This window comes from Cupriavidus sp. GW822-FHT03E04, from assembly GCF_058801495.1.
Genome location: NZ_JBXANI010000003.1, coordinates 350,193 through 376,834, shown reverse-complemented (window position 1 = coordinate 376,834; position 26,642 = coordinate 350,193). Strand labels below are relative to the sequence as shown.

Below are 26,642 nucleotides of genomic sequence, written 5' to 3'. Positions count from 1 at the left end.
AACTTAACATCAATGGTTTAGCGCAGCAAGTTAGCGTCCCGACTGAGCCCCGCGCCAACTTGTACGGACGTGCGGATGACCGCCCCGCAGCCCGGCATATGCCGCCTGTATTGTGACGCAACACCGGGAAAAATAGGCGGCTGGGCGTGACAACGCCGCGCACAGGCGCGGCGTTGTTATCAAAGCCCGTGGTTTCTGTTGCCTTGCTGCAACGGAACCACGGAGGCCTTGCGCGGAGCCTCAAGACATGGACCAAGACATGACTCAAGCGCTGCTTGGGAGCAAGTCCCTGGCTCAGGCTTCGATCAGGATGCGCAGCATACGACGCAGGGGCTCGGCGGCGCCCCACAGCAGCTGGTCGCCGACGGTGAAGGCCGAGAGGTATTCTCCGCCCATCTGCATCTTGCGCAGGCGTCCCACCGGAATGGTCAGGGTGCCGGTCACGGCGGCCGGCGTGAGGTCGGTCATGCTGGCCTCACGGGTATTCGGCACCACCTTGGCCCACTGGTTGTTTTCGGCCAGCATGGCTTCGATCTCATCGAGCGGCACGTCGCGGCGCAGCTTGATGGTCAGCGCCTGCGAATGGCAGCGCATGGCGCCAATGCGCACGCACAGGCCGTCCACGGCGATCGGCGCAGCGCCGGTCGCGCCCAGGAAGCCTTCGCCGCGACCCAGGATCTTGTTGGTCTCGGCGCCGGCCTTCCATTCTTCCTTCGACACGCCGTTGCCCAGGTCCTTGTCGATCCAGGGAATCAGGTTGCCAGCGAGCGGCACGCCGAACTGCTTGGTTTCGTCCGCGGACAGGCCGTGCTGGGTTGCAAGGATGGTGCGGTCGATTTCCAGGATGGCCGATGCCGGGTTATCCAGCAGCGACTTGACCGACGCGTTGAGCGTGCCGAACTGCGTCAGCAGCTCGCGCATGTGCTGCGCGCCACCGCCCGAGGCAGCCTGGTAGGTCATGGACGTCATCCAGTCGATCAGGTCGTGCTGGAACAGGCCGCCCAGGCCCATCATCATGCAGCTGACCGTGCAGTTGCCGCCGATGAAATTCTTGACGCCCTTCGTGAGCGCGTCCTTGATGACACCAAGGTTGACCGGATCCAGCACGATGATGGCATCGTCCTTCATCCGCAGCGAGGAAGCCGCGTCGATCCAGTAGCCCTTCCAGCCAGCTGCGCGCAGCTGCGGGAAAATCTCGTTGGTGTAGTCACCGCCCTGGGCGGTGAGGACAACGTCGCACTTCTTCAGCGCTTCGATGTCGTTCGCATCCTTGAGCTTGGTTTCATTCTTGGCCATGGCCGGAGCCTGGCCGCCAGCGTTGGACGTGCTGAAGAATACGGGCTCGATATGGTCGAAATCGCGCTCTTCCTGCATGCGTTGCATCAGGACGCTGCCGACCATTCCTCGCCAGCCGACGAGACCTACAATCATGACTAACCTCGGATGTGATTTGAACTTCCCCGCGCTTTCCTCGCCCGACGTGACTGCGCGGGGAAGACGAGCAGGCACGACGAACGATCTAGCCGATCGTTTTGGTAGTAATGGTTTTAATCGTCGTTGCGGTAAGCGGGTGGCCGTGCGAACCCAGGCCAACCGGGCTGCGGGTAGCAACCGGGGCGGCGATGGCAGTCGAGGGGGACTGGAAGATTCGGACCATTCGCGAAGTCTACACGATTTTGTGGCGCTGCCACACGGGGGAAATCGGGGACAAATGAAAGAAAAGGCGCCGCATGCGGCGCCTTTTTAACTTTAATGCGGCTTACAGGGCCGCGAGCACGGCCTCGCCCATTTCACGCGTGCCGACTTGCTTGCAGCCCGGCGTCAGGATGTCGCCGGTGCGATAGCCCTGGGCCAGCACCTTCTTGACGGCGTTCTCGATGCGGTCGGCCTGTTCGGCGCGGTTCAGCGAGAAGCGCAGCATCATCGCCGCCGACAGGATGGTGGCCAGCGGATTGGCCACGCCCTTGCCCGCGATGTCCGGAGCGGAGCCGTGCGACGGTTCGTACAGGCCCTTGTTGTTGGCGTCCAGCGAAGCCGACGGCAGCATGCCGATCGAACCCGTCAGCATGGCAGCCTCGTCCGACAGGATGTCGCCGAACATATTGCCGGTGACGATCACGTCGAAGCTCTTGGGCGCCTTGACCAGCTGCATGGCCGCGTTGTCCACGTACATGTGCGACAGCTCGACTTCCGGGTATTCCTTGTGCACGTCGATCACGACGTCCTTCCAGAACTGGAAAGTCTCGAGCACGTTGGCCTTGTCCACGCTGCACAGCCTCTTGCCGCGCTTGGCCGCGGCCTGGAAGGCCACGTGGGCGATGCGGCGGATTTCCGGCTCGCTGTAGCGCATGGTATCGAAGCCTTCGCGTGCGCCCTTGAAAGGACCGTCCGGGGCTTCGCGCATGCCGCGCGGCTGGCCAAAGTAGATGTCGCCGTTCAGCTCGCGCACGATCAGGATGTCCAGGCCGGCCACCAGCTCGGGCTTCAGGCTGGACGCACCAGTCAGTTCCGGATAGCAGATCGCCGGACGGAAGTTGGCGAACAGCTGCAGGTGCTTGCGCAGGCCGAGGATGGCCTGCTCGGGACGCAGCGGGCGATCCAGCTTGTCGTACTTCCAGTCGCCCACGGCGCCGAACAGGATGGCGTCGGCTTCCTGGGCCAGCTTGAGCGTGGCGTCGGGCAGCGGATGGCCGCTGGCCTCGTAGCCGGCGCCGCCCACCGGGGCGGTTTCCATCTCGAATTTTTCGTCGAGCGCGTTCAGGACCTTGACGGCCTCCGCGATGATCTCGGGACCGATGCCGTCACCCGGCAGGACTGCGATTTTCATGCTTTGTCTTCCTTGTTTTGTCTCAGCGTCTCAGCGTACCAGCCGGCCTCAGCCGACCACGCGGTTGTTCAACCACGGCATCCTGGCCACGCGCTCGGCCTCATACGCCTTGATCTTGTCGGCATGGCGCAGGGACAGGCCGATATCGTCAAAGCCGTTGAGCATGCAGTACTTGCGGAACGGCGCGATGTCGAACGGGTAGCTGTTGCCGCCCGGCGTGACCACCAGTTGCTTATCGAGATCGATGGTCAGCTTGTAGCCGTTGAACGCATTGGTCTCGTTGAAGATGTGGTCGACCTGCAACTCGGTCAGCACCACCGGCAGCAGGCCGTTCTTGTAGCAGTTGTTGAAGAAGATGTCGGCAAAGCTCGGCGCGATCACGGCGCGAAAGCCATATTGCGTCAGCGCCCAGGGAGCGTGCTCGCGCGAGCTGCCGCAGCCGAAGTTGCGGCGGGCCAGCAGGATCGAGCCGCCCTGGTAGCGCGGCTGGTTGAGCACGAAGTCCGGGTTCAGCGGGCGGAGGCTGTTGTCTTGCCCGGGCTGGCCCACATCCTTGTAGCGCCATTCGTCGAACAGGTTCGGGCCAAAGCCGGTGCGCTTGATCGACTTGAGGAATTGCTTGGGGATGATGGCGTCGGTGTCGACGTTCTCGCGGTCCAGCGGCACCGTGAGCCCGCTGTGTACAGTGAACTTGTCCATGGTCGGTTCCTTACTTCTTTGCCGCGCTTTCGAGCGAGCGGCCTGCGGCCTGTGTGTCCTTGCCAAGGCCGGCCATCGTATGGCAGCCGGCCAGTTGCAGCATGCCCAGGCATGCGAGCAACACAATCAGGGCTTGTTTCATGATGAGCCTGCGCGAATTAGCTGAGCTGGCGGATATCGACGAAGTGGCCTTCGATGGCAGCCGCGGCGGCCATCGCCGGGCTCACCAGGTGAGTCCGGCCACCGGCGCCCTGGCGCCCTTCGAAGTTGCGGTTCGAAGTCGACGCGCAGCGCTCGCCCGCCTCCAGGCGGTCGGCATTCATGGCCAGGCACATCGAGCAGCCCGGCTCGCGCCACTCAAAACCCGCGGCCTTGAAGACCTTGTCCAGCCCTTCACGCTCGGCCTGCTCCTTGACCAGGCCCGAGCCCGGCACCACCATCGCCAGCTTCACGTTGGAAGCCACGCGCCGTCCCAGTTTTTGCACGACCCACGCAGCGGCACGCATGTCTTCGATGCGGGAATTGGTGCAGGAACCGATAAAGACCTTGTCGATCTTGATGCTGTCCACTGGCACGTTGGGCTGCAGGCCCATGTACTCGAGCGCGCGCTCCATGGCGTTGCGCTTGTTCGGGTCCTTTTCCTTCTCGGGATCCGGCACGCGGTCCTCGATGCTGACCACCATCTCGGGCGAGGTGCCCCAGGTCACCTGCGGACGGACCTCTTCCGCGCGCAGCTCGACCACCTGGTCGAAATGCGCACCGGCGTCCGAATGCAGCGTGCGCCAGTAGCCCACGGCCTGCTCCCACTCCACGCCCTGCGGCGAGAACGGGCGGCCCTTGACGTACTCGAGCGTGACATCGTCCACCGCCACCAGGCCAGCGCGCGCGCCCGCCTCGATGGCCATGTTGCACACCGTCATGCGCCCTTCCATGCTCAGGTCGCGAATGGCCGAGCCGGCGAACTCGATGGTGTAGCCGGTGCCGCCCGCGGTGCCGATCTTGCCGATCACCGCCAGCACGATGTCCTTGGCGGTGCATCCGCGCGGCAGCTTGCCTTCCACGCGCACCAGCATGTTCTTGGCCTTCTTGCCCAGCAACGTCTGCGTGGCCAGCACGTGCTCCACCTCGGAGGTGCCGATGCCGTGCGCCAGCGCGCCAAACGCGCCGTGCGTGCTGGTATGCGAATCGCCGCAGACCACCGTCATGCCCGGCAGCGTAGCGCCCTGCTCCGGCCCGATCACGTGCACGATGCCCTGGCGCAGGTCGTTCATCTTGAACTGGGTGATGCCGTACGCGTCGCAGTTGTTATCCAGCGTATCCACCTGCAGCTTCGACACCGGATCGGCAATGCCCTGGCTACGATCCGTGGTCGGCACGTTGTGGTCCGACACCGCCAGGTTGGCGCTGATGCGCCAGACCGGGCGCTGCGCCAGCTTCAGGCCTTCGAACGCCTGCGGGCTGGTGACTTCGTGCAGCAGATGGCGATCGATGTACAGCATCGTGGTGCCGTCATCCTCGACGTGCACGGTGTGGTCATCCCAAAGTTTGTCGTAAAGCGTCTTGGCCATGATGCAGGGGGGGCGGGCCGGGACCGTTTGGTACAGCACGGTTGGCGGCGTCGCGCGGTAGTTTGGGGGATTTTTCGCAGGAACGCGGGCAACGAAATGCGGCTTGCTGCGATGCTTGACTTCACAATCGATTATGCCACAGCGATAGCGCGCGACCGGGCCGTGGCCGGCCTGCGCGGCGGCGGAAATGTAATGTGATTGGCGAAAGGGGGATTTCGCCGATGGCGAAAAGGGGGAATGGCGAGGGTCTTCTCCCGCTCGCCCGCCAGGCGGGTGAGCGGGAGAAAAACTGGGCTCAACCGCCCAGGTAAGCGCTCTTGATGCGGTCGTTGGCCAGCAGATTGGCGCCGGTGTCCGCCAGCACCACGCGCCCCGTCTCCAGCACATAGCCGCGATCCGCCACGCCCAGCGCCTTGTTGGCGTTCTGCTCGACCAGGAACACTGTGACGCCCTCGTCACGAATGGTCCGGATGATGTCGAAGATCTGTGCGATCACCAGCGGTGCCAGGCCGAGCGTCGGCTCGTCCAGCAACAGCAGGCGGGGCCGGCTCATCAGTGCGCGGCCGATGGCCAGCATCTGCTGCTCGCCGCCGGACATGGTGCCGGCGCGTTGCGTGGAGCGCTGCTTGAGCCGTGGGAAGAGCTTATAGACGTGCTCGACGCCCGCCTCGATCTCGTCGCGCTTGCCGAAGAAGGCGCCCATCTTCAGGTTGTCCAGCACCGTCAGGCTGGGAAACACGCGCCGCCCCTCCGGCGAGATCGCCATGCCGAGGCGCATGATCTCGTGCGTGGGACGGCGCGTGATGTCCTGCCCTTCAAACATCACGCGCCCGCTCGACGCGCGCGGCGAGCCGCACACGGTCATCATCAGCGTGGTCTTGCCAGCGCCGTTGCTGCCGATCAGCGTGACGATCTCGCCCTTGTTCACCTCAATCGATACGCCAGACAGCGCTTCGATCGCGCCGTAATGGGTATGGACTTGTTCCAGCTTCAGCATCAGTCCTCTCCCAGGTAAGCCTTGATCACGCGCGGGTCGTTGCGCACTTCGGCCGGTTTGCCGACCAGGATCGGGCGGCCGTGTTCCATCACCAGGATGCGGTCGGACACGCCCATCACCAGACTCATGTCGTGCTCGATCAGCAGCACCGAGATCTTGTGCTCGCGCCGCAACTGGTCGATCAGCTGCGACAGCTCGACCTTTTCCTGCGGGTTGAGGCCGGCAGCCGGCTCGTCAAGCATCAGCAGGCGCGGATTGGTGATCATGCAGCGCGCGATTTCCAGCCGGCGCTGGTGGCCATACGACAGCGTGCCCGCCTCGCGGTTGGCCACGCCACGCAGCCCCATGCGCTCGAGCCACAGCGCGGCACGCTCCAGCGCCTCGCGCTCGGCACGGCGGTAGGCCGGCGTGGCAAACAGCCCGCGCAGCAGCCCGGAGCGTACCTGCAGGTGTTGCGCCACCAGCAGGTTCTCGACCACCGTCAGTTGCTTGAACAAGCGGATGTTCTGGAACGTGCGCACCAGGCCACGGCGCGCCACCTGGTGGCTCGGCAGGCGGGCGATCGAATGCCCGTCCAGCATGACCTCGCCGGCGGTGGGCTTATAAAAGCCGCCCACGCAATTGAACACCGTGGTCTTGCCCGCGCCGTTGGGGCCGATGATGGCGAAGACCTCATCGCGGCGCACATCGAAATCGATGCCGTCGACCGCCAGCAGGCCGCCGAAGCGCATCTGCAGGCCGGAGACTTTCAGCAGTTCCGCTGATTGAACTTGGCTCATTGCGGCAACTCCACATGGGGGCGGCTCGCGGGCAGCAGGCCCTGCGGACGCCACATCATCATCAGCACCATCACCAGGCCGAAAATCAGCATGCGGTACTCGGCGAAGCCGCGCGCCATTTCCGGCAGCGCGGTCAGCAGGATAGCGGCCAGGATCACGCCCAGCTGCGAGCCCATGCCGCCCAGCACCACCACCGCCAGGATCAGCGCGGACTCGATAAAGGTGAACGATTCGGGATTGACCAGGCCCTGGCGCGCGGCGAAGAACGCGCCGCCCAGGCCGGCGAAGGCCGCGCCCAGCGTGAACGCCGACAGCTTGATGCGGGTCGGGTTCAAGCCCAGCGACCGGCAGGCGATTTCATCCTCGCGCAGGGCTTCCCATGCGCGGCCCATCGGCATGCGGATCAGCCGGCTGGTGACGAACAGCGTGAAGCCCACCAGCAGCAGCGCCAGCAGGTAGAGGAAGATCACCATGTGCTCGCCGCTGTAGTCCCAGCCCAGCAACTCATGAAAGGTCATGACGCCTTCCACGCTAGAACTGCGCGCCATCTCGATGCCGAACACGGTCGGCTTCGGGATGCCCGACACGCCATCCGGTCCACCGGTGAGGCTGGTCAGGTTGTTGAGCAGCAGGCGGATGATCTCGCCGAAGCCCAGCGTGACGATGGCCAGGTAGTCGCCGCGCAGCCTCAGCACCGGAAAGCCCAGCACGAAGCCGAACAGCGCCGACATGCCGGCGGCGATCGGCAGGCACTCCCAGAAGGTCAGCCCGAAATATTGGTTGAGCAGCGCGTAGGTGTAGCCGCCGACCGCGTAGAAGCCGACGTAGCCCAGGTCGAGCAGGCCGGCATAGCCCACCACGATATTCAGGCCGAGGCCCAGGATCACGTAGATCAGTGCCAGCGTGGCCACGTCCACCGCGCCGCGCGAGCCAAAGAACGGGAACACCAGGCCCACCGCCAGCAGCAGCCAGATCACCTTGCGCTGCTGGGTCGCGCCCAGCGCGGGCAGGCTCGGCACCTTGACGCCGGCCGTAGCGCGCTGGAACAGCGGCTTGAAGAGCTGGAACAGGAAGACCGCGCCCACCGCCAGCCACACCGGCTGCCAGTGCGGCTCGAGCACGACCTTGTAGCCGTCGAGCTTCAGCTGCAGCCCCAGCACGGGAATGGTCAGGATGGCCGTCATCACTGCCGCGACGATGGCGTTCTTCAGGGTCTGCCCTGCCGGCGCGCCCTGCGCCAAACTGATTGGCGTAGAAATAGCTTGTGTCATAGCGTCCTCACACCTTTTCAACGTCAGGCTTGCCCAGCAGCCCGGTCGGGCGGAACAGCAGGATCAGCACCAGCAGGCCGAACGCCACCACGTCCTTGTACTCGGCCGGCATATAGCCGGAGGCAAAGGTCTCGGCCAAGCCCAGCAGCACGCCGCCGAGCATGGCGCCCGGGATGCTGCCGATGCCGCCCAGTACGGCCGCGGTGAAGGCCTTGATGCCGGCCACGAAGCCGATATACGGGTTGAGCTTGCCGATGGTCAGGCCGATCAGCACGCCGCCCACCGCCGCCAGCATCGCGCCCAGCACGAAGGTGAAGGAGATCACGCGGTTAGTGTCGATGCCGAGCAGGTTGGCCATGCGCATGTCTTCGGCACAGGCACGGCAGGCGCGGCCCATGCGCGAGTGGCCAATAAATAGCGTCAGCGCGATCATCAGCACCAGCGTCACGCCCACGATCAGCAGGCGCGAATACGGCATGGTCACGGTGAAGTCACTGCCCATCTGAAACTCGATGGCGCCGGAGATCAGCACGGGCACAGACACGTCGCGCGCGCCCTGCCCGATCTGCACGTAGTTCTGCAGGAAGATCGACATGCCGATGGCGGAGATCAGCGGCACCAGCCGCGGACCGCCGCGCAGGGGCCGGTAGGCCACGCGCTCCACGGCAAAACCATACAAACCGGTGACCAGGACGGACACCAGCAAGGCGGCGCCCAGCACCAGCGGCAGCGGATAGCCCGCGCTCGCGCCGATGGCGGTGAGCGTCACCAGGCCCACGTAGGCGCCGATCATGTAGATCTCGCCGTGGGCAAAATTGATCATGCCGATGATGCCATAGACCATGGTGTAGCCAATGGCGATCAGCGCATAGATCGCACCCAGCGTCAGGCCATTGACCAGTTGCTGGGTAAACTGTGGAAGGAACTCGTTCATGCGGGAAGCCCCATAACTTTGAAGCTGGAGACGCCGGCGTTGCAGGAGGTGCGCAAGCGCCGGGCCGGCTCCGTAATGCCGGATATGCCCAGGCCCCGGGCGCGGCGGATAAACCGCGCCGGCCGGGCAACCGGACCCCGATACCAAAACGCCCCGCTCAAGCCATGAGCGGGGCGCGCAAAGCCAATGTGCGGCTTAGTTGGCAGCGGTCTTGGTGGCGTCCTTGTGCCAGGTAAACACAACGAACTTGAACGACTTCAGGTCGCCCTGCGCGTCATACTCGACCTTGCCGATCGGAGTCTGGAAGGCGTTCTTGTGCATGTACGCGGCAACCTTGGTCGGATCGGTGCTCTTGGCGCCGGCGATGGCGTCGCCGATGATCTGGACCGCGGCGTAGGCCGGCATCTGGAACGGACCGTTGGCGTCACGCTTCTTGTCGGCGAAGGCCTTGACCAGCGCGGCGTTGGACGGATCGGCGGAGAAGTCGGCCGGCAACGTGACCAGCATGCCTTCCGAAGACGCGCCGGCGATGGCCGTCACGTCCTTGTTGCCCACGCCTTCAGGACCCATGAAGGTCGCCTTGACGCCCTGCTCGCGCGCCTGGCGCAGCAGCAGGCCCATTTCCGGGTGATAGCCGCCGAAGTAGACGAAGTCCACGCCTTGCGACTTGAGCTTGGTAATGACGGCGGAGTAGTCCGAATCGCCAGCGTTCACGCCTTCGAACACAGCCACGGGGATCTTGGCGGCTTCCAGGTCCTTCTTCACCGACGAGGCAATGCCCTGGCCGTACGACTGCTTGTCGTGCAGGATCGCGACCTTCTTGGGCTTGATCTTGGTGATGATGTACTGGGCAGCAGCCGGGCCTTGCTGGTCGTCGCGGCCGATGGTGCGGAAGATGAACTTGCGCTTCTTGTTTTCGGTCAGCTGCGGCGCGGTGGCCGACGGCGTCACCATGACGATGCCTTCGTTCTCGTAGATGTCCGAAGCCGGGATGGTCGAGCCCGAGCACACGTGGCCGATCACGTAATGGATCTTCTGGCTGACGATCTTGTTGGCTACTGCCACGGCCTGCTTCGGTTCGCAGGCGTCGTCCATCATCACCACTTCGAACTTGTTGCCGCCCGCGCCGCCGGCGGCATTGATCTGCTCGATGGCAGTCAGCGCACCAGCCTTGACCATGTCGCCGTACTGGGCAACGGAGCCGCTCATGGGGCCGGCAATGGCAATCTTGACGGTTTCAGCGTTGGCAGCGGCGCCGAAAGCGCACAGGGCCGTGGCCAGGGAGATGGACGTAAGACGGGACAGCGTCATTCAGGAGCTCCTCGATTATGGTTGGGTCATGGGCTGAGACGGCATGACCTGCGCAATCGAACAACACCCGCGAGCTAAAACCTGAAAAGGACGCCCGAGACGCGGAAGACGGGCCTGCAAGAAATGAAGCGTGTGCGGGGCCCGGCATGTGTCAGCCCTCCTGTGCAATCCATGCAACGGAAGACCTTGGTTCGGAAAGACAACGTTGATGCGTTCTCTATTGCGCAGGTGATTCGCCTGCCCCGCTCGCCTCAACGCAGTCCGGAAGGGTGGCCCGGCTGCTGTCGGCAAAGCAGCCCGCATTATAGGGTCAAATTCCGCGCCGGATGGCACATTTGCACAACAAATGAGGGTCTTAATGGTAGTAACACAGCACAAATCATCGGAAATTGGCGTTATCGCCACGTTTCACGCAATGAATCTTTTGCGCCGCACAAGTGCCGGCGAGCTTGGAGGACAAGGCCTTGGCAAGGCCGATGCGTTTGGTATTGCTGCGCCGCCCCAGCGAGCCATTTCGCGTCTTGGCTGGGGGATCAGATCCGTGCACGTGCACGCGCAAAAAACAAAACGCCCCGGCCATGGCCGGGGCGTTTCGTGATGCATACGGCGCCGTCACTGCCAGCGCCGCCTTACCGGGGCATTAACGCGTGCCCATATCCGGCACGTTGCGGCTTGCCGCGCCGTTGAACAGCTGGCGCGGACGGCCGATCTTGTATTCCGGATCGGTGATCATTTCTTCCCACTGCGAGATCCAGCCCGGCGTGCGTGCCAGGGCGAAGATGCAGGTGAACAGCGACGTCGGAATGCCGAGTGCGCGTTGCACGATGCCAGAGTAGAAGTCGACGTTCGGATACAGCTTGCGGCTGACGAAGTACTCGTCTTCCAGCGCGATCTTTTCCAGTTCCATGGCGAGCTTGAACAGCGGGTCGTTGTGCAGGCCCAGTTCGTTCAGCACTTCATAGCAGGTTTCGCGCATCAGCTTGGCACGCGGATCGTAGTTCTTGTACACGCGGTGGCCAAAGCCCATCAGGCGCACGCCCGAGTTCTTGTCCTTGACCTGCTTGATGAACTCGGTGATGTTGTCGACGCTGCCGATTTCCTCAAGCATCTTGAGGGCGGCTTCGTTGGCGCCACCGTGGGCCGGGCCCCACAGGCAAGCCACGCCGGCGGCGATGGCGGCGAACGGGTTGGTACCCGAGGAGCCAGCCAGGCGCACCGTGGAGGTGGAGGCGTTCTGCTCGTGATCCGCGTGCAGGATGAAGATGCGGTCGAGCGCGCGCTCGAGCACCGGGTTCACCTTGTACGGGGCGCACGGCGTGGAGAACATCATCTGCATGAAGTTGCCCGAGTAGGACAGGTCGTTCTGCGGATAGATGTACGGCTGGCCGATGTTGTACTTGTAGGCCATGGCGACCAGGGTCGGCATCTTGGCGATCAGGCGGATCGCGGAGATTTCGCGCTGGTGCGGATCATCGATGTCCATGGCGTCGTGGTAGAACGCGCTCATGGCGCCCACCAGGCCCGTCAGGACGGCCATCGGGTGGGCATCGCGGCGGAAGCCGCGCAGGAAGAACTGCATCTGCTCGTGAACCATGGTGTGGTTCATCACGGCGCCCACGAATTCTTCCTTCTGCTTGGCATTGGGCAGTTCGCCCTTGAGCAGCAGGTAACAGGTTTCCAGGTGGTCGCACTTGGTAGCCAGTTGCTCGATCGGGTAGCCGCGATACAGCAGCTCACCCTTGTCCCCGTCGATGTAGGTGATCTTCGAATTGCACGAAGCCGTCGACATGAAACCGGGGTCATAGGTGAACTTGCCGGTTTGTCCGTACAGCTTGCGAATATCGATTACGTCGGGGCCAACGGTACCCGTATAAATCGGCAGCTCAACGCTGGGGGAACCATCGGAAAACGATAGCGTGGCTTTCACATCGGACGGCGTCATGTCGGTTCCTTCTAATGCTGACTAATAATGTTGACGAAACTCAGACCGAACGCAGCAGGGCAATCACGTGCTGCATCGGGGGCGTGTCGAGCTCACCGTCCAGCTCCTTGCGCGCAAGAAGCAGGTCCATCAACTCGTTGTCGCTCAGCTCGAAGAGTTCGGAGAGCGAGGCCACGTCCTGGTCGGAGAGGCTTTCTTCGTAACGGTTGAAAAAACGTTCGACGATGATGTCGTTCTCCAGGAGGCCGCGCCGCGCGCGCCAGCGCAGTCGTGCACGCCGGTGCGGGTCGGCCTGGTGGGAGAAACTGGGGGAAACACTTTCGGTCATAGGTACCTACTTCCGGCGCGCCGGTCGGGTATGCAGTTTGATAGCCCGGACTGACGCGCCGCTTACAACAACCGCGCAGGATCAGACCGAGCGGCGAACCATCAGCTCTTTGATCTTGCCGATGGCCTTGGTCGGGTTCAACCCCTTCGGGCAAACGTCGACGCAGTTCATGATGCTGTGGCAACGGAACAGGCGGTACGGGTCGTTCAGGTCGTCCAGGCGCTGGCTGGTCGCCTGGTCGCGGCTGTCCGCGATAAAGCGATAGGCTTGCAGCAGGCCGGCCGGGCCGACGAACTTATCCGGGTTCCACCAGAACGACGGGCACGACGTCGAGCAGCTTGCGCACAAGATGCACTCATACAGGCCGTCCAGCTCGTCGCGCTCCTCGGGCGACTGCAGGCGCTCTTTCTCGGGCGGCGGCTCGTCGTTGATGAGGTACGGCTTGATCGAGTTGTACTGCTTGAAGAACTGCGTCATGTCGACGATCAGGTCGCGCACCACCGGCAGGCCGGGCAGCGGACGCAAGACGATGCGTTCCGGCAGCTCGAGCATGTTGGTCAGGCAGGCCAGACCGTTCTTGCCGTTGATGTTCATCGCGTCCGATCCGCACACGCCTTCGCGGCACGAGCGGCGGAACGAAATGGTTTCGTCCAGCTTCTTCAGCTTGACCAGCGCGTCCAGCAGCATGCGCTCATGACCGTCGAGCTCGACTTCGTACGTTTGCATGCGGGGGGCCGCATCCTTGTCCGGGTCGTAGCGGTAGACTTCGAAAATACGCTTCATTTCTGTGGGTCCTGTGGGTCCTACGCGGTGCTTAGAAGGTCCGGGCCTTGGGAGGAACGCTTTCCACCGTCAGCGGGTTCATCTTCACCGGCTTGTAGTCGAGGCGGTTGCCTTCGCTGTAGAACAGCGTGTGCTTGAGCCAGCTCTCGTCGTCGCGATTCGGGAAGTCGCTGTGCGCGTGCGCACCGCGGGATTCCTTGCGGGCAGCTGCCGAAATCATGGTGGCCTTGGCCACTTCCACCAGGTTGGCCACTTCCAGGGCTTCCACCAGTGCGGTGTTGAAGACCTTGGACTTGTCCTTCAGATGGATGTTGTCAGCACGTTCCGCCACTTCGAGGATGCGCTCGACGCCTTCGTCCATCAGCTTCTGCGTACGGAACACGCCCGCATGCGACTGCATGTTCTTGCGGATGTCGTTGGCCACGTCCTGGGTGTATTCGCCCGACGACGACGATTGCAGCTTGGCCAGGCGCGACATGGCGCGGTCGGCAGCATCGGCCGGCAGCGGCTTGTGCTCTTTCTGCTTGATCGAGGTCGCCGCGATGTGGTTGCCGGCCGCGCGGCCGAACACCACCAGGTCCAGCAGCGAGTTGGTGCCCAGGCGGTTGGCGCCGTGCACCGACACGCAGGAGCATTCGCCGATCGCGTAGAAACCGTTGATGACTTCGTTGGGGTTGCCGTTCTTCGGCGCCACCACCTGGCCATTGATATTGGTCGGGATACCGCCCATCTGGTAATGGATGGTCGGCACCACCGGGATCGGTTCCTTGATCGCGTCGACGTTGGCGAACTTGACGCCGATCTCGCGGATCGACGGCAGGCGCTTCATGATGGTGTCGGCCCCGACGTGCGTCAGGTCCAGCAGCACGTAGTCGCCGTTCGGGCCACAACCGCGGCCTTCCTTGATTTCCTGGTCCATCGAGCGCGAGACGAAGTCGCGCGGCGCCAGATCCTTCAGCGTCGGCGCATAGCGCTCCATGAAGCGCTCGCCGTCCTTGTTACGCAGGATACCGCCTTCCCCGCGCACGCCTTCGGTGATCAGCACGCCCGCGCCGGCCACGCCGGTCGGGTGGAACTGCCAGAACTCCATGTCTTCCAGCGGCACGCCTGCGCGCGCTGCCATGCCCAGGCCGTCACCGGTGTTGATGAAGGCATTGGTCGACGCGGCGTAGATACGGCCGGCGCCGCCGGTGGCGAACAGCGTGGTCTTGGCCTCGAGGATGTAGACCTCGCCGGTTTCCATTTCCAGCGCGGTCACGCCCAGCACGTCGCCGTCGGCGTCGCGGATCAGGTCCAGCGCCATCCACTCGACGAAGAAATGCGTCTTGGCGCGCACATTACGCTGGTACAGCGTGTGCAGCAGTGCGTGGCCGGTACGGTCGGCAGCCGCGCAAGCGCGCTGGACCGGCTTCTCGCCGTAGTTCGACGTATGGCCGCCGAACGGACGTTGGTAGATGGTGCCGTCGGCGTTACGGTCGAACGGCATGCCGAAGTGCTCGAGCTCGTAGACGACCTTGGGGGCTTCACGGCACATGAATTCGATTGCGTCCTGGTCGCCCAGCCAATCGGAACCCTTGATGGTGTCGTAGAAGTGATAGTGCCAGTTGTCCTCGCTCATGTTGCCGAGCGAAGCGCCAATGCCACCCTGCGCCGCCACGGTGTGCGAGCGCGTCGGGAAAACCTTGGAGAGCACGGCGACATTCAGGCCGGCTTCCGCGAGCTGGAGGGATGCGCGCATCCCAGCGCCGCCCGCCCCGACGATGACCACGTCAAAGCGACGACGCGGCAATCCTGTCTTGACTGCGACCATTTATTACACCCTCCAGAGAATCTGAGCTGCGTAGCCCGCACAACCGACGAGCCACAGAATCGTAAGAACTTGCAGCACGAGGCGCACTGCCATCGGCTTCACATAGTCCATCCAGATGTCGCGCACGCCAATCCAGGCGTGATACAGCAGCGACAGGATGGTGAGGAACGTGATGATCTTCATCCACTGGTTGGAGAAGAGACCTGCCCACGCTTCGTAGGAAGCGCCGTTCGAGAGCAGGAAGGCGACTGCCAGCACGATGGTGAAGACCACCATGATGACAGCGGTGACGCGCTGCGCGAGCCAGTCTTTGAGACCGTAGTGCGCACCGACGACCAGACGCTTGGGACCGATATTATTATTTGCCACGTTGACTCTCTCCTCAGAACAGGCCGAACAGCTTCAGGCCGAACACAGCGGTGAGCAACAGGCTGATGATCAGCACGGCAACAGCGGACTTCGCCGAAGCGGGCTTGGTCACGCCAACGTGCACGTCGAGCAGCAGGAAACGGATGCCGGCGCAGAAGTGGTGCAGGTAACCCCAGATCAGAGCCAGCAGAACCAGCTTGACGAAGCCGCCGGACAGAAGCGCCGAGAACTTTGCGAAGCTCAGTTCGGAAGTGACGCTCTGCTCGAAGAGATACAGGACGAAAGGAAGGAGGAGGAACATCAGAGCGCCGCTTGCGCGATGCAGGATGGACACCTTGCCGGCCCAGGGCAACCTGTAACGCGCCAGCTGCGTCACATGGATGTTCCTGAACTCCGGCCTGGCTTGTTTGGCTTCAGCCATTGCTAGACCCCATTTGCGGTAAACAAAAAACGAAACTTCTGAGCGCCCTGGATGCAAATGGATGCAGCCGGAGCAAATCCCGATAATTTTAGCGCCTTTGTTGCGCGGCGCACCAATAATTTTCAGCTATCGCGCACCAACATGGCGTGCCCGACAATCGCACGCAACCATGCCGCGAGGTAATCATCCCTGCTTTGCGCAACAGCGGCGGCTGCCGTGGCTGCAACAGCAATAATCGACATGGATTGCATTCCGGCGTATCAGCTCAAATCGTTCTGATAATAGTGCCGGGTGGTTACATACAGGCCGCGGCGGACTTCGACGGGCCGGTCGCCATAGGTGAACGAGACGCGCTCGACAGACAAAAGCGGCGTGCCCGCATCCACGGACAACAGCGACGCGGTGGCCTGGTCAGCGGCCACCGCGCGGATTTTTTCGCTCGCCCGGATCATGCGCGTGCCGAACTCGGCCTCGAACAGCGCATACATCGGGCCCTTCCATTCGGTCAGCTTCTCGGCCGTCAGGCCCTTGAAGTTGGTGCCCAGCAGCCAGATTTCGTCCAGCACGGTCGGCTCGCCGGAGAAAAACAGCACGCGGCGGATCTGCACCACGCCATCGCCGGTGCGGATGTCGAGAAGGCGTGCGATTTCGGCCGGCGCGCGCAGGCGCTTGCATTCCAGCACCTGGCTGGCCCCATAATGGGGCTCGCCCTCGTCCGGCACCAGACGCAGGAAGCGGAACTTCACGCCATCCTCGTGGTGCGTCGTGACAAAGGTGCCCTTGCCCTGGCGGCGCGCCACCAGGTTCTCGGCGGCGAGTTCGTCGATGGCCTTGCGCACGGTGCCCTGGCTGACCTTGTAGCGGGCCGCCAGGTCCATTTCACTGGGGATCATGTCGCCGGGCTTCCATTCACCGGACTGCAGGCTCTGCGTGATGAGCGCCTTGATCTGCTGGTAGAGTGGGCTGAATGTTGGCGAGGCCGCCGCCGCGGACGGCTGCGTCCCGGCGCCGGACGTAGCGGCGCCGTTATCCTGCACTGCAGCAACGGCAGTGCCGGCGAGGGACGGGGGCAGGGATGACATAGGCGAATTTCACCACAAAACGAGGAAGCACGTCCAGCCCGCCATCAAATGTCTTATGTCTTATATAAGACATATGAATTGACAACACAAATGGGCAGGCCTACACTCCCGCAGGTTTCACGCCTGCACCCGCTCTGGATACGGCACCCCTCTTCGCAGTAGACTTACGCTTTGTCGCACCCCATGACCCGTTGTGGCTCTCTCCAGTCGGTACCGCTAGCAGCGCGCCGGCGGATTGCCGCTTGCCGCCGTGGCGACAAACCCGCAACCGGTGACGTCCGGACTACCCTCCGGCCAGACACCGACCAGTTTCCCCCTCTTCTTGTTTGGAGAATTACTCATGGCTAAAGCCCCAATGCGCGTCGCAGTCACCGGCGCCGCTGGCCAGATCGGCTACTCCCTGCTGTTCCGCATCGCCAATGGCGACATGCTTGGCAAAGACCAGCCGGTCATCCTCCAATTGCTCGACCTCCCGCAAGCCCAGGCCGCCGTCAAGGGCGTGGTGATGGAACTGGAAGATTGCGCATTCCCGCTGCTGGCCGGCGTGGTGATCACCGACGACCCCAAGGTCGCGTTCAAGGACGCCAACGTCGCGCTGCTGGTCGGTGCCCGTCCGCGTAGCAAGGGCATGGAACGCAAGGACCTGCTCGAAGCCAACGCACAGATCTTCACGGTGCAAGGCAAGGCACTGGACGAAGTCGCCGCCCGCGACATCAAGGTGCTGGTGGTCGGCAACCCGGCCAACACCAACGCCTACATCGCGATGAAGTCGGCTCCGAGCCTGCCCAAGGAGAACTTCACCGCCATGCTGCGTCTGGATCACAATCGTGCCCTGTCGCAAATTGCCGCCAAGACCGGCAAGCCGGTCGCGTCGATCGAGAAGATGTTCGTCTGGGGCAACCACAGCCCGACCATGTACGCCGACTACCGCTACGCGACCGTCGACGGCCAGAGCGTCAAGGACCTGATCAACGACCACGCCTGGAACAACGACGTGTTCCTGCCGACCGTTGGCAAGCGCGGCGCCGCCATCATCGAAGCCCGTGGCCTGTCGTCGGCAGCTTCGGCCGCCAACGCTGCCATCGACCACGTGCATGACTGGGTCCTGGGCTCGAACGGCAAGTGGGTCACCATGGGCATCCCGTCGGACGGTTCGTACGGCATCCCCGAAGACACCATGTTCGGCTTCCCGGTGACCACCGCCAACGGCAAGTACGAAATGGTCAAGGGCCTCGAAGTCGACGCCTACAGCCAGGAAAAGATCAATATCACGCTCAAGGAACTGGAAGAAGAGCGTGCCGGCGTGCAGCACCTGCTCGGCTGATCCAGGATCCAGGCAGCGCCAATGACTAGACCGGAGCCTCGCATCGATTCACGAATCGGCGCAGGCTCCGGTTTTTTCATTCTGGCGCCCCGCCCCTTCCTCCCTCAACCGCTATTCGATTGAATAAAGTGCATCCTTCCGAGGTCTTGTTCCAGGGCGAAGCCATTCCGACGCAACTGCCGGTCTGCGACCACTATGCCGGCAACGAAAAGCTGATGCTGAAATCGCTTGCCCTGCAGCAAGAGCTTGGGCCCGTCTTCGATATCACCTTCGACTGCGAAGACGGCGCCGCCGTCGGGCTGGAGCGCGAGCACGCCGAGTTGTGCGCACGCCTCATCAACAGCCCGCAAAACCACTTCAACCGCGTGGGCGTGCGCATCCATGACCCGGCGCACCCCTGTTGGCGCCAGGACATCGACATCCTGGTGGGCAGCGCCGGCGCCCGGCTGGCCTATGTGGTGGTGCCCAAGGTGACCGATGTGGTCGAGGTCGCGCGCGTCACCGACCACGTGAACCAGGCGGCCCGCGCCGCCGGCATCGCACGGCACATCCCTATTCATGTGCTGATAGAGACGCATGCCGCATTGGACCAGGCATTCGACATCGCCCGCCTCGTGCAGGTGGAATGCCTCAGCTTCGGGCTGATGGATTTCGTTTCCGCCCACCACGGTGCCATCCCGGGCGACGCCATGCGCTCGCCGCAGCAGTTCGAGCACCCGCTGATCCGGCGCGCCATGCTGGAGATCTCGGCCGCCTGCCATCGGTACGGCAAGGTGCCCTCGCATAACGTCAGCACCGATATCGAGCAGCCATCCCGCGCCGGAGACGATGCCCTGCGCGCTCGGGCCGAATTCGGCTACCTGCGCAAGTGGAGCATCCACCCGAGCCAGATCCAGCCGATCGTGGCGGCCTTCCGCCCCAGCGGCACGGAGATTGGCGCGTCCAGCGAGATCCTGCTGGCCGCCTACGAGAACAACTGGGCGCCGATCCGCCACCAGGGCCAGTTGCACGACCGGGCCAGCTACCGGTACTACTGGTCGCTTCTGCAGCGGGCGCACGCCACCGGTGCTGATTTGCCCGGCACGGTGCTCGAACGCTTCTTTGCTTGAACGTTGCCTGGCGCGCGCCAGGCGATGACCACGGTGTGCCACAGGATCGACCCCGCGCTTGGCTCGGGCAAGAGACCAGACAGGAAACGCGATGTCAGAGCAGCAGCCAGTCCCGCAGAACGGCCCGAAGCCCAAGAAATCCGTCGCCCTGTCGGGCGTGACCGCCGGCAATACCGCGCTGTGCACGGTCGGCCGTACCGGCAACGACCTGCACTACCGCGGCTACGACATCCTCGACATCGCCGAGACCTGCGAATTCGAGGAAATCGCCCACCTGCTGGTGCACGGCAAGCTCCCCACCCGCGCCGAACTGGCTGCCTACAAGGCCAAGCTCAAGGCCCTGCGCGGCCTGCCCGCCAACGTCAAGGCCGCCCTCGAATGGGTGAGCGCCAGCGCCCACCCGATGGACGTGATGCGCACCGGCGTGTCCGTGCTCGGCACCGTGCTGCCGGAAAAGGACGACCACAACACCCCCGGCGCGCGCGACATCGCCGACCGCCTGATGGCCAGCCTGGGCTCCATGCTGCTGTACTGGTACCACTACAGCCATAACGGCCGGCGCATCGAAGTCGAGACCGACGACGACACCATCGGCGCGCACTTCCTGCACCTGCTGCACGGCCAGAAGCCGTCCGCGCTGTGGGAGCGCGCCATGCAGACCTCGCTCAACCTGTACGCCGAGCACGAGTTCAACGCCTCCACCTTCGCCGGCCGCGTGATCGCCGGCACGGGCTCGGACATGTACTCGTCGATCTGCGGCGCCATCGGCGCGCTGCGCGGCCCCAAGCACGGCGGCGCCAACGAAGTGGCGTTCGAGATCCAGAAGCGCTACGACAGCCCGGACGAGGCGCATATCGACATCTCGCGCCGCGTGGAGAACAAGGAAGTGGTGATCGGCTTCGGCCACCCGGTGTACACCACCGGCGACCCGCGCAACCAGGTGATCAAGGAAGTGGCGCGGCGCCTGTCCAAGGATGCCGGCTCGATGAAGATGTTCGACATCGCCGAGCGCCTGGAAACCACCATGTGGGACGCCAAGAAGATGTTCCCCAACCTGGACTGGTTCAGCGCGGTGAGCTATCACATGATGGGCGTGCCCACCGCCATGTTCACCCCGCTGTTCGTGATCGCGCGCACCTCGGGCTGGGCTGCGCATATCATCGAGCAACGCATCGACAACAAGATCATCCGCCCCAGCGCCAACTACACCGGGCCGGAAAACCTCAAGTTCGTGCCGATCGGAAAACGGAAATAGGCTGGGCGGGCCGCAAACCGCCTTGCCATGTAGCGAAGGCGCCCCCTTGCCCGGCCTGGGCTACACCGAATTATGTAACGGATGGTAGGGGCACTACGCCCCGACTTTCAAATCGTAGAGAATAGCGGCGGATATGGCTGCCGGCCTTGCCGGCAAGCCACCGCCATTGACCCAACTCCAGAAGGAACCCACAGAATGAAGCAACTTGTCCTCGCCGCCTGCATCGGCGCATTTACGCTGACCACCGCCGGTGTTGCGATGGCCCAGGAACCGGCCAAGAAGGCCGCTCCCGCCAAGAAGGCTCCTGCGAAGCACACCAAGAAGACCGCGGCAGCAGCACCCGCAGTCGTCCCCAGTGGCGAAAAATGGCAGTGCGAACTGGGCCATGTCCTGTACATCGGTGGCAACATGCAGCGCGACGAAGTCATCACCGTGAACTGGGAGGGCAAGGAATACCGCCTGCCCCGCCTGTCCACCGTAACCGGCGCCGACCGCTACTTCGACGCCCGCTCCGGCCTGGACCTGGTCGTGATCCCGAGCAAGGCCATGCTGTTCAACAAGAACGCCGGCCAGCGCCTGGCCGACGAGTGCCAGACCGCGGACATGCAGGCTGGCGGCTCGGCCCCGACCCAGGCAGGCGCGCTGCGCGCTCCGGTAGCCACCCCCTTGCTGATCGCCCCGTCGGCACCGGCAGCCGATGCCTCCCAGGCACCGGCCGCGCCCAAGCAGTAAGCACCAACCTATAAGCAGTAAGAGCAGTAAGAGCAGTAAGAGCAGTAAGAGCAGTAAGCGGTAATCAGTAGTAAGGGGCCGTAACCTGGCATCGTCCGGCTACGGCCCCATGGGCACCAGGAAGCACAAATATCCGAGGGGATCCCATGTCCGCGCCTATTTCGAACGTCCGCCCTGAACCGGACCCGGTCATGGCCGACATCGTCGACTACGTCACCAGGTATCAGGTCAAGAGCGCGCTTGCCTACGACACGGCCCGCAACTGCCTGATCGACACGCTAGGCTGCGGCCTGGAAGCCCTGTCGTATCCGGCCTGCACCAAGCTGCTGGGCCCGATCGTGCCCGGCACGGTGGTCCCCAACGGCGCCAAGGTGCCCGGCACCCAATTCCAGCTCGACCCGATCCAGGCCGCCTTCAATATCGGCGCCATGATCCGCTGGCTCGATTTCAACGACACCTGGCTGGCCGCCGAATGGGGCCACCCGTCCGACAACCTCGGCGGCATCCTCGCCACCGCCGACTGGCTCTCGCGCAACAACGTGGCCGCCGGGCGCAAGCCGTTGACCATGAAGGACGTGCTCACCGGCATGATCAAAGCCCATGAGATCCAGGGCTGCATCGCGCTGGAAAACGCCTTCAACAAGGTGGGCCTGGACCACGTGGTGCTGGTCAAGGTGGCTTCCGCCGCCGTGGTTGCCCAGATGCTCGGTCTGGCCCGTGACGAAATCCTCAACGCGGTGTCCCTTGCCTGGGTCGACGGGCAAGCGCTGCGCACCTACCGCCACGCCCCCAATACCGGCAGCCGCAAGAGCTGGGCCGCCGGCGACGCCACCAGCCGCGCGGTGCGCCTGGCGCTGATCGCCCGGACCGGCGAGATGGGCTATCCCTCGGTGCTGAGCGCCAAGGGCTGGGGTTTCTACGACGTACTGTTCAAGGGCCAGCCCTTCAGGTTCCAGCGCCCGTATGGCACCTACGTGATGGAGAACGTGCTGTTCAAGATCGCCTTCCCGGCCGAATTCCACTCGCAAACCGCGGTAGAGGCCGCCATGACCCTGCACGGCCAGCTGTGCGCCGCGGGCAAGACGGCAGCGCAGATCAGGCAGGTCACCATCCGCACCCACGAAGCCTGCATCCGCATCATCGACAAAAAAGGCCCGCTGGCCAACCCCGCCGACCGCGACCACTGCATCCAGTACATGGTGGCGGTACCGCTGCTGTTCGGCCGGCTGACCGCCGAGGACTATGAAGACAAGATAGCGGCGGACCCGCGCATCGACGCCCTGCGCGACAAGATCGTGTGCGTGGAGGATCCGCAGTTCACCGCCGACTACCACGACCCGGAGAAGCGCTCCATCGCCAATGCGCTGACCGTGACGCTGGACGACGGCACGGTGCTGCCCGAAGTCGTGGTGGACTACCCGCTCGGCCACAAGCGCCGGCGCGACGAGGGCATCCCACTGCTGGTGGAGAAGTTCAAGACCAACCTCGCCCGCCGTTTTCCGGCCAGGCAGCAGCAAGCGATCCTGGCGGTGTCGCTGGACCAGGCGCGCCTGGAGGCCATGCCGGTCAATGAGTATGTCGACCTGTACGTGATCTGAATGATCTGAGCGGCCTGAGCAAAAAAACAGGGCCGATTTGCGCGCGCCAAAGCCAACGGGGGCTGACGGCGGCAGACGCCTTGGCCTAAAATCCACGCGGCACGTACCTTGGTTTAGCGATTGGGCAGCAAAGCAGTCCTGCAAGATCAATCAGCAAGAAGGGCAGTAGGCATGAACACGGCGCGCAAAACCGCGCCGCGCGCCGCGCGGCAACCCTGCTTCTCCGGCAGCCGGCGGCAATAGACGATTTACGATTTACGATTTACGAGTCCAAGCAAGTCCGCACCATCCTTCGATTGGAGTAAGGCAATGCCCCACAATCTCAATAAGACTCTGAAAGAATTCAAGATCGGCCCGTCGAGCAAGGGCCAGTTCTACTCCCTGCCGCAACTGGGCAAGGCACTAGGCGTGGCGGTCGAGCGCCTGCCGGTATCGATTCGCGTCGTACTGGAATCCGTGCTGCGCAACTGCGACGGCAAGAAGGTCACCGAGGAGCACGTCAGGCAGCTCGCCCACTGGAAACCCGTCGCCGAGCGTGTCGACGAGATCCCCTTCGTGGTGGCACGCGTGGTGCTGCAGGATTTCACCGGTGTGCCCTTGCTGGCCGACCTGGCCGCCATGCGCAACGTGGCCGAGAAGATGGGCAAGAACCCCAAGAAGATCGAGCCGCTGGTTCCCGTGGACCTGGTGGTCGACCACTCGGTGCAGATTGACCACTTCCGCGAGAAGAACGCACTGGACCTGAACATGAAACTGGAGTTCCAGCGCAACAACGAGCGCTACCAGTTCATGAAATGGGGCATGCAGGCCTTCGATACCTTTGGCGTGGTGCAGCCGGGCTTCGGCATTGTGCACCAGGTGAACCTGGAGTACCTGGCCCGCGGCGTGCACAAGAAGGACGGCGTGTACTACCCCGACACCCTGGTCGGCACCGACAGCCACACCACCATGATCAACGGCATCGGCGTGGTGGGCTGGGGCGTGGGCGGCATCGAGGCGGAAGCCGGCATGCTGGGCCAGCCGGTCTATTTCCTGACGCCCGACGTGGTCGGCGTGGAACTGAAGGGCCGCCTGCGCGAAGGCGTGACGGCAACCGACCTGGTGCTCACCATCACCGAAATGCTGCGCCGCGAGAAGGTCGTCGGCAAGTTCGTCGAGTTCTTCGGCGAAGGCACGGCCAGCCTGGCACTGCCGGACCGCGCCACCATCGGCAACATGGCACCGGAGTACGGCGCCACCATGGGCTTCTTCCCGGTCGACGAGAAAACCATTGACTACTTCAAGGGCACCGGCCGCACCGAAGAAGAAATTGCCGCCTTCGAGGGCTATTTCCGTGCCCAGAAGATGTTCGGCGTGCCCAAGGCAGGCGAAATCGACTACACCAATGTGGTCACGCTGGACCTGGGCACCGTGGCCCCCTCGCTGGCCGGCCCCAAGCGCCCGCAGGACCGTATCGAGATCGGCAACGTCAAGTCCACCTTTGCCTCGCTGTTCGCCAAGCCGACCGCCGAGAACGGCTTCAACAAGGACATCGCCGACCTGGACCGGACCTACACCACGACAGACGGCCTCGATGTGAAGAGCGGCGACGTGCTGATCGCCGCCATCACGTCCTGCACCAATACCTCCAACCCGAGCGTGCTGCTGGCCGCCGGCCTGCTGGCCAAGAAGGCGGTGGAAGCCGGCCTCAAGGTGGCGCCGCACATCAAGACGTCGCTGGCCCCTGGCAGCCGCGTGGTAACGGAATACCTGCAAGCCGCCGGCCTGCTGCCGTATCTGGAAAAGCTGGGCTTCGGCGTGACCGCCTACGGCTGCACCACCTGCATCGGCAACGCCGGCGACCTGACGCCGGAACTGAACGAGGTCATCACCAAGAACGACCTGGTGGCCGCCGCCGTGCTGTCGGGCAACCGCAACTTCGAAGCACGCATCCACCCGAACATCCGCGCCAACTTCCTGGCCTCGCCGCCGCTGGTGGTGGCCTACGCCATCGCCGGCAACGTCACGCGCGACCTGATGACCGAGCCGGTGGGCACGGGCAAGGGCGGCCGCGAGATCTACCTGGGCGACATCTGGCCGACCTCGGAAGAAATCCACGCGCTGATGAAGTTCGCGATGGACTCGAAGGTGTTCAAGATCAACTACGAGCAGGTCAAGAAGCCGAGCAAGCTGTGGGCCAAGGTCAAGGGCACCAAGGGCCAGGTCTACGACTGGCCGAAGTCCACCTATATCGCCGAGCCACCCTTCTTCGACGGCTTCGGCATGGAGCCGGCCGCCACGCAGTCGAGCGTGCGCAATGCGCGCGCGCTGGGCGTCTTCGGCGACTCCGTGACCACCGACCACATCTCGCCGGCCGGCTCCATCAAGGAATCGTCGCCCGCGGGCAAGTACCTGCTGGCCAACGGCGTGCTCAAGGCGGACTTCAACAGCTACGGCTCGCGCCGCGGCAACCATGAGGTCATGATGCGCGGCACCTTTGCCAATGTGCGCATCAAGAACCTGATGCTGCCCGTCAAGGCCGACGGCTCCCGCGTGGAAGGCGGCGTGACGCTGCACCAGCCGTCCGGCGAAGAACTGTCGATCTACGACGCCGCCATGAAGTACATCGCCGAGGACACGCCCACCGTGGTGTTCGGCGGCGAAGAGTACGGCACGGGCTCGTCGCGCGACTGGGCGGCCAAGGGCACCCAGCTGCTCGGCGTGAAGGCCGTGATCACGCGCAGCTTCGAGCGCATCCACCGCTCCAACCTGGTCGGCATGGGTGTGCTGCCCCTGCAGTTCAAGGGCAGCGACAGCGTGCAGACGCTCGGCATCATCGGCGACGAGACCTTCGACATCGAAGGCATCGAAGGCGAACTGAAGCCGCAGCAGGACGTGACGCTGGTGATCAAGCGCGCCAATGGCGACGTGCAGCGCGTGCCGGTGCTGCTGCGCATCGACACCCCGATCGAGGTCGACTACTACAACCACGGCGGCATCCTGCCGTTCGTGCTGCGTCAGCTGCTGGCTGCCTGACCGGAGCAACCCTGGCCCTTCGGGGCCAAGGGGTGACGCCGCTGGCTCTGCGCCTCTTTCGGAGGCCATGGCCAGTGGCGTTTTTCTTTGGGGCGCCATCTGCGCTGGCCCCAAAGCGCATCAGCCGCCGCTTGTACCGGGCTTGCCCCAAGTGTTGGCCGGTGTAAGTTCCACGCAAGGCTGCCCTGCCAAACTGCCCGTCATCCACAAAGAAAACGCCTTGCGCGGGACAGCCATGCCGGCCAACCCCGCCTGAAACGCACAGGAGACATCATGGCAAAGATTTTCATCGCATTCGTCGTCATTGCCGGCGCGGCACTGTATATGCTGTCAAAGGGCGGCGACATCTCGATGGGCGGCGAGCAGCACGGCGTGGAAACCCACGCGCCGGAGGCTGCGCAAGCGCCCGCGCAGAAGTAAAACCCGGTCGGTTCCGCCGCTGCGCGGCGCTGCCTGACGCAATGCAATACAGCCGCCCGGCCCCCAGG

The 26,642-nt window shown here is 63.8% G+C and carries 24 protein-coding genes; 7 read left to right on the top strand and 17 right to left on the bottom strand.

Annotation, left to right across the window (positions count from 1 at the left end):
* Nucleotides 1-294: 294 nt before the first annotated feature.
* From asd to AC1RQC_RS05700, 17 genes are all read right to left on the bottom strand, one after another.
* Nucleotides 295-1,431, bottom strand: a complete 1,137-nt coding sequence (gene asd, locus AC1RQC_RS05780; RefSeq protein ID WP_492813780.1) for an aspartate-semialdehyde dehydrogenase — start codon at nucleotides 1,429-1,431, stop codon at nucleotides 295-297.
* Between the two features lie 328 nt (nucleotides 1,432-1,759).
* Nucleotides 1,760-2,827 (bottom strand): 3-isopropylmalate dehydrogenase, encoded by a 1,068-nt coding sequence (gene leuB / locus AC1RQC_RS05775; protein WP_492376532.1) that lies wholly within the window; start codon nucleotides 2,825-2,827, stop codon nucleotides 1,760-1,762.
* 48 nt (nucleotides 2,828-2,875) lie between these two features.
* On the bottom strand, nucleotides 2,876-3,526 hold the full coding sequence (gene leuD, locus AC1RQC_RS05770) for a 3-isopropylmalate dehydratase small subunit (protein WP_150993316.1): 651 nt from the start codon (nucleotides 3,524-3,526) through the stop codon (nucleotides 2,876-2,878).
* Between the two features lie 10 nt (nucleotides 3,527-3,536).
* The gene (locus AC1RQC_RS05765) at nucleotides 3,537-3,668 is read right to left on the bottom strand and encodes an entericidin A/B family lipoprotein (protein WP_006161612.1); all 132 of its coding nucleotides are present in this window, start codon (nucleotides 3,666-3,668) and stop codon (nucleotides 3,537-3,539) included.
* Nucleotides 3,669-3,684: 16 nt separating this feature from the next.
* Nucleotides 3,685-5,094 carry a 3-isopropylmalate dehydratase large subunit gene (gene leuC, locus AC1RQC_RS05760; RefSeq protein WP_174428408.1) on the bottom strand — a complete coding sequence of 470 codons (1,410 nt, stop codon included), beginning with the start codon at nucleotides 5,092-5,094 and terminating at the stop codon, nucleotides 3,685-3,687.
* Between the two features lie 295 nt (nucleotides 5,095-5,389).
* Nucleotides 5,390-6,091, bottom strand: coding sequence for an ABC transporter ATP-binding protein (locus AC1RQC_RS05755; RefSeq protein WP_043348012.1), 702 nt, complete (start codon nucleotides 6,089-6,091; stop codon nucleotides 5,390-5,392).
* The gene (gene livG / locus AC1RQC_RS05750) at nucleotides 6,091-6,870 is read right to left on the bottom strand and encodes a high-affinity branched-chain amino acid ABC transporter ATP-binding protein LivG (RefSeq protein ID WP_043348014.1); all 780 of its coding nucleotides are present in this window, start codon (nucleotides 6,868-6,870) and stop codon (nucleotides 6,091-6,093) included. The genes AC1RQC_RS05755 and livG overlap by 1 nt, the downstream gene beginning before the upstream one ends.
* Nucleotides 6,867-8,141: a high-affinity branched-chain amino acid ABC transporter permease LivM gene (locus AC1RQC_RS05745; protein WP_492882661.1), complete on the bottom strand. Its 1,275-nt coding sequence runs from the start codon at nucleotides 8,139-8,141 to the stop codon at nucleotides 6,867-6,869. Before AC1RQC_RS05745 ends, livG begins: the two co-directional genes overlap by 4 nt.
* A gap of 7 nt (nucleotides 8,142-8,148) precedes the next feature.
* On the bottom strand, nucleotides 8,149-9,075 hold the full coding sequence (gene livH, locus AC1RQC_RS05740) for a high-affinity branched-chain amino acid ABC transporter permease LivH (protein ID WP_006161617.1): 927 nt from the start codon (nucleotides 9,073-9,075) through the stop codon (nucleotides 8,149-8,151).
* A 195-nt stretch (nucleotides 9,076-9,270) separates the two neighbouring features.
* Nucleotides 9,271-10,386: a branched-chain amino acid ABC transporter substrate-binding protein gene (locus tag AC1RQC_RS05735; RefSeq protein ID WP_150993326.1), complete on the bottom strand. Its 1,116-nt coding sequence runs from the start codon at nucleotides 10,384-10,386 to the stop codon at nucleotides 9,271-9,273.
* Between the two features lie 640 nt (nucleotides 10,387-11,026).
* On the bottom strand, nucleotides 11,027-12,328 hold the full coding sequence (gltA, locus tag AC1RQC_RS05730; protein ID WP_006161619.1) for a citrate synthase: 1,302 nt from the start codon (nucleotides 12,326-12,328) through the stop codon (nucleotides 11,027-11,029).
* A gap of 40 nt (nucleotides 12,329-12,368) precedes the next feature.
* A complete protein-coding gene (locus AC1RQC_RS05725; protein ID WP_006161620.1) occupies nucleotides 12,369-12,656 on the bottom strand; it encodes an FAD assembly factor SdhE in 288 nt (95 codons plus the stop codon).
* 81 nt (nucleotides 12,657-12,737) lie between these two features.
* Nucleotides 12,738-13,439 carry a succinate dehydrogenase iron-sulfur subunit gene (locus AC1RQC_RS05720; RefSeq protein ID WP_043348027.1) on the bottom strand — a complete coding sequence of 234 codons (702 nt, stop codon included), beginning with the start codon at nucleotides 13,437-13,439 and terminating at the stop codon, nucleotides 12,738-12,740.
* Nucleotides 13,440-13,470: 31 nt separating this feature from the next.
* Nucleotides 13,471-15,249, bottom strand: coding sequence for a succinate dehydrogenase flavoprotein subunit (sdhA, locus tag AC1RQC_RS05715; RefSeq protein ID WP_043348030.1), 1,779 nt, complete (start codon nucleotides 15,247-15,249; stop codon nucleotides 13,471-13,473).
* 3 nt (nucleotides 15,250-15,252) lie between these two features.
* Nucleotides 15,253-15,618: a succinate dehydrogenase, hydrophobic membrane anchor protein gene (gene sdhD, locus AC1RQC_RS05710; protein WP_043348033.1), complete on the bottom strand. Its 366-nt coding sequence runs from the start codon at nucleotides 15,616-15,618 to the stop codon at nucleotides 15,253-15,255.
* Between the two features lie 13 nt (nucleotides 15,619-15,631).
* Entirely contained in the window at nucleotides 15,632-16,039 is a 408-nt protein-coding gene (gene sdhC, locus AC1RQC_RS05705; RefSeq protein ID WP_150993516.1) for a succinate dehydrogenase, cytochrome b556 subunit, read from the bottom strand.
* 260 nt (nucleotides 16,040-16,299) lie between these two features.
* Nucleotides 16,300-17,121, bottom strand: coding sequence for a GntR family transcriptional regulator (locus tag AC1RQC_RS05700; protein WP_183033200.1), 822 nt, complete (start codon nucleotides 17,119-17,121; stop codon nucleotides 16,300-16,302).
* A gap of 340 nt (nucleotides 17,122-17,461) precedes the next feature.
* Here AC1RQC_RS05700 and AC1RQC_RS05695 point away from each other — a divergent pair, with 340 nt between their 5' ends.
* From AC1RQC_RS05695 to AC1RQC_RS05665, 7 genes are all read left to right on the top strand, one after another.
* Nucleotides 17,462-18,445: a malate dehydrogenase gene (locus tag AC1RQC_RS05695; protein ID WP_150993520.1), complete on the top strand. Its 984-nt coding sequence runs from the start codon at nucleotides 17,462-17,464 to the stop codon at nucleotides 18,443-18,445.
* Nucleotides 18,446-18,573: 128 nt separating this feature from the next.
* Entirely contained in the window at nucleotides 18,574-19,554 is a 981-nt protein-coding gene (locus tag AC1RQC_RS05690; RefSeq protein ID WP_459371458.1) for an HpcH/HpaI aldolase/citrate lyase family protein, read from the top strand.
* A gap of 91 nt (nucleotides 19,555-19,645) precedes the next feature.
* Entirely contained in the window at nucleotides 19,646-20,809 is a 1,164-nt protein-coding gene (prpC, locus tag AC1RQC_RS05685; protein ID WP_492882658.1) for a bifunctional 2-methylcitrate synthase/citrate synthase, read from the top strand.
* A 195-nt stretch (nucleotides 20,810-21,004) separates the two neighbouring features.
* Nucleotides 21,005-21,541 carry a hypothetical protein gene (locus tag AC1RQC_RS05680; protein WP_492375410.1) on the top strand — a complete coding sequence of 179 codons (537 nt, stop codon included), beginning with the start codon at nucleotides 21,005-21,007 and terminating at the stop codon, nucleotides 21,539-21,541.
* A 146-nt stretch (nucleotides 21,542-21,687) separates the two neighbouring features.
* Nucleotides 21,688-23,139, top strand: coding sequence for a bifunctional 2-methylcitrate dehydratase/aconitate hydratase (locus tag AC1RQC_RS05675; RefSeq protein ID WP_492882656.1), 1,452 nt, complete (start codon nucleotides 21,688-21,690; stop codon nucleotides 23,137-23,139).
* 309 nt (nucleotides 23,140-23,448) lie between these two features.
* Nucleotides 23,449-26,154 carry an aconitate hydratase AcnA gene (gene acnA / locus AC1RQC_RS05670; RefSeq protein ID WP_492375408.1) on the top strand — a complete coding sequence of 902 codons (2,706 nt, stop codon included), beginning with the start codon at nucleotides 23,449-23,451 and terminating at the stop codon, nucleotides 26,152-26,154.
* 273 nt (nucleotides 26,155-26,427) lie between these two features.
* Complete coding sequence (locus tag AC1RQC_RS05665; RefSeq protein ID WP_170301880.1) at nucleotides 26,428-26,574, top strand: hypothetical protein; 147 nt, start codon at nucleotides 26,428-26,430, stop codon at nucleotides 26,572-26,574.
* Nucleotides 26,575-26,642: the final 68 nt, after the last annotated feature.

What these genes read in the sequence shown, in the direction of transcription:
- asd (WP_492813780.1), bottom strand. Translation starts at nt 1,431, where the DNA reads ATGATTGTAGGTCTCGTCGGCTGGCGAGGAATGGTCGGCAGCGTCCTG.
- sdhA (WP_043348030.1), bottom strand. Translation starts at nt 15,249, where the DNA reads ATGGTCGCAGTCAAGACAGGATTGCCGCGTCGTCGCTTTGACGTGGTC.
- AC1RQC_RS05675 (WP_492882656.1), top strand. Translation starts at nt 21,688, where the DNA reads ATGTCCGCGCCTATTTCGAACGTCCGCCCTGAACCGGACCCGGTCATG.
- AC1RQC_RS05680 (WP_492375410.1), top strand. Translation starts at nt 21,005, where the DNA reads ATGAAGCAACTTGTCCTCGCCGCCTGCATCGGCGCATTTACGCTGACC.
- AC1RQC_RS05725 (WP_006161620.1), bottom strand. Translation starts at nt 12,656, where the DNA reads ATGACCGAAAGTGTTTCCCCCAGTTTCTCCCACCAGGCCGACCCGCAC.
- AC1RQC_RS05735 (WP_150993326.1), bottom strand. Translation starts at nt 10,386, where the DNA reads ATGACGCTGTCCCGTCTTACGTCCATCTCCCTGGCCACGGCCCTGTGC.
- AC1RQC_RS05665 (WP_170301880.1), top strand. Translation starts at nt 26,428, where the DNA reads ATGGCAAAGATTTTCATCGCATTCGTCGTCATTGCCGGCGCGGCACTG.
- livG (WP_043348014.1), bottom strand. Translation starts at nt 6,870, where the DNA reads ATGAGCCAAGTTCAATCAGCGGAACTGCTGAAAGTCTCCGGCCTGCAG.
- gltA (WP_006161619.1), bottom strand. Translation starts at nt 12,328, where the DNA reads ATGACGCCGTCCGATGTGAAAGCCACGCTATCGTTTTCCGATGGTTCC.
- AC1RQC_RS05695 (WP_150993520.1), top strand. Translation starts at nt 17,462, where the DNA reads ATGGCTAAAGCCCCAATGCGCGTCGCAGTCACCGGCGCCGCTGGCCAG.
- AC1RQC_RS05765 (WP_006161612.1), bottom strand. Translation starts at nt 3,668, where the DNA reads ATGAAACAAGCCCTGATTGTGTTGCTCGCATGCCTGGGCATGCTGCAA.
- sdhC (WP_150993516.1), bottom strand. Translation starts at nt 16,039, where the DNA reads ATGGCTGAAGCCAAACAAGCCAGGCCGGAGTTCAGGAACATCCATGTG.
- leuB (WP_492376532.1), bottom strand. Translation starts at nt 2,827, where the DNA reads ATGAAAATCGCAGTCCTGCCGGGTGACGGCATCGGTCCCGAGATCATC.
- livH (WP_006161617.1), bottom strand. Translation starts at nt 9,075, where the DNA reads ATGAACGAGTTCCTTCCACAGTTTACCCAGCAACTGGTCAATGGCCTG.
- prpC (WP_492882658.1), top strand. Translation starts at nt 19,646, where the DNA reads ATGTCAGAGCAGCAGCCAGTCCCGCAGAACGGCCCGAAGCCCAAGAAA.
- AC1RQC_RS05755 (WP_043348012.1), bottom strand. Translation starts at nt 6,091, where the DNA reads ATGCTGAAGCTGGAACAAGTCCATACCCATTACGGCGCGATCGAAGCG.
- leuD (WP_150993316.1), bottom strand. Translation starts at nt 3,526, where the DNA reads ATGGACAAGTTCACTGTACACAGCGGGCTCACGGTGCCGCTGGACCGC.
- AC1RQC_RS05700 (WP_183033200.1), bottom strand. Translation starts at nt 17,121, where the DNA reads ATGTCATCCCTGCCCCCGTCCCTCGCCGGCACTGCCGTTGCTGCAGTG.
- leuC (WP_174428408.1), bottom strand. Translation starts at nt 5,094, where the DNA reads ATGGCCAAGACGCTTTACGACAAACTTTGGGATGACCACACCGTGCAC.
- AC1RQC_RS05745 (WP_492882661.1), bottom strand. Translation starts at nt 8,141, where the DNA reads ATGACACAAGCTATTTCTACGCCAATCAGTTTGGCGCAGGGCGCGCCG.
- AC1RQC_RS05720 (WP_043348027.1), bottom strand. Translation starts at nt 13,439, where the DNA reads ATGAAGCGTATTTTCGAAGTCTACCGCTACGACCCGGACAAGGATGCG.
- acnA (WP_492375408.1), top strand. Translation starts at nt 23,449, where the DNA reads ATGCCCCACAATCTCAATAAGACTCTGAAAGAATTCAAGATCGGCCCG.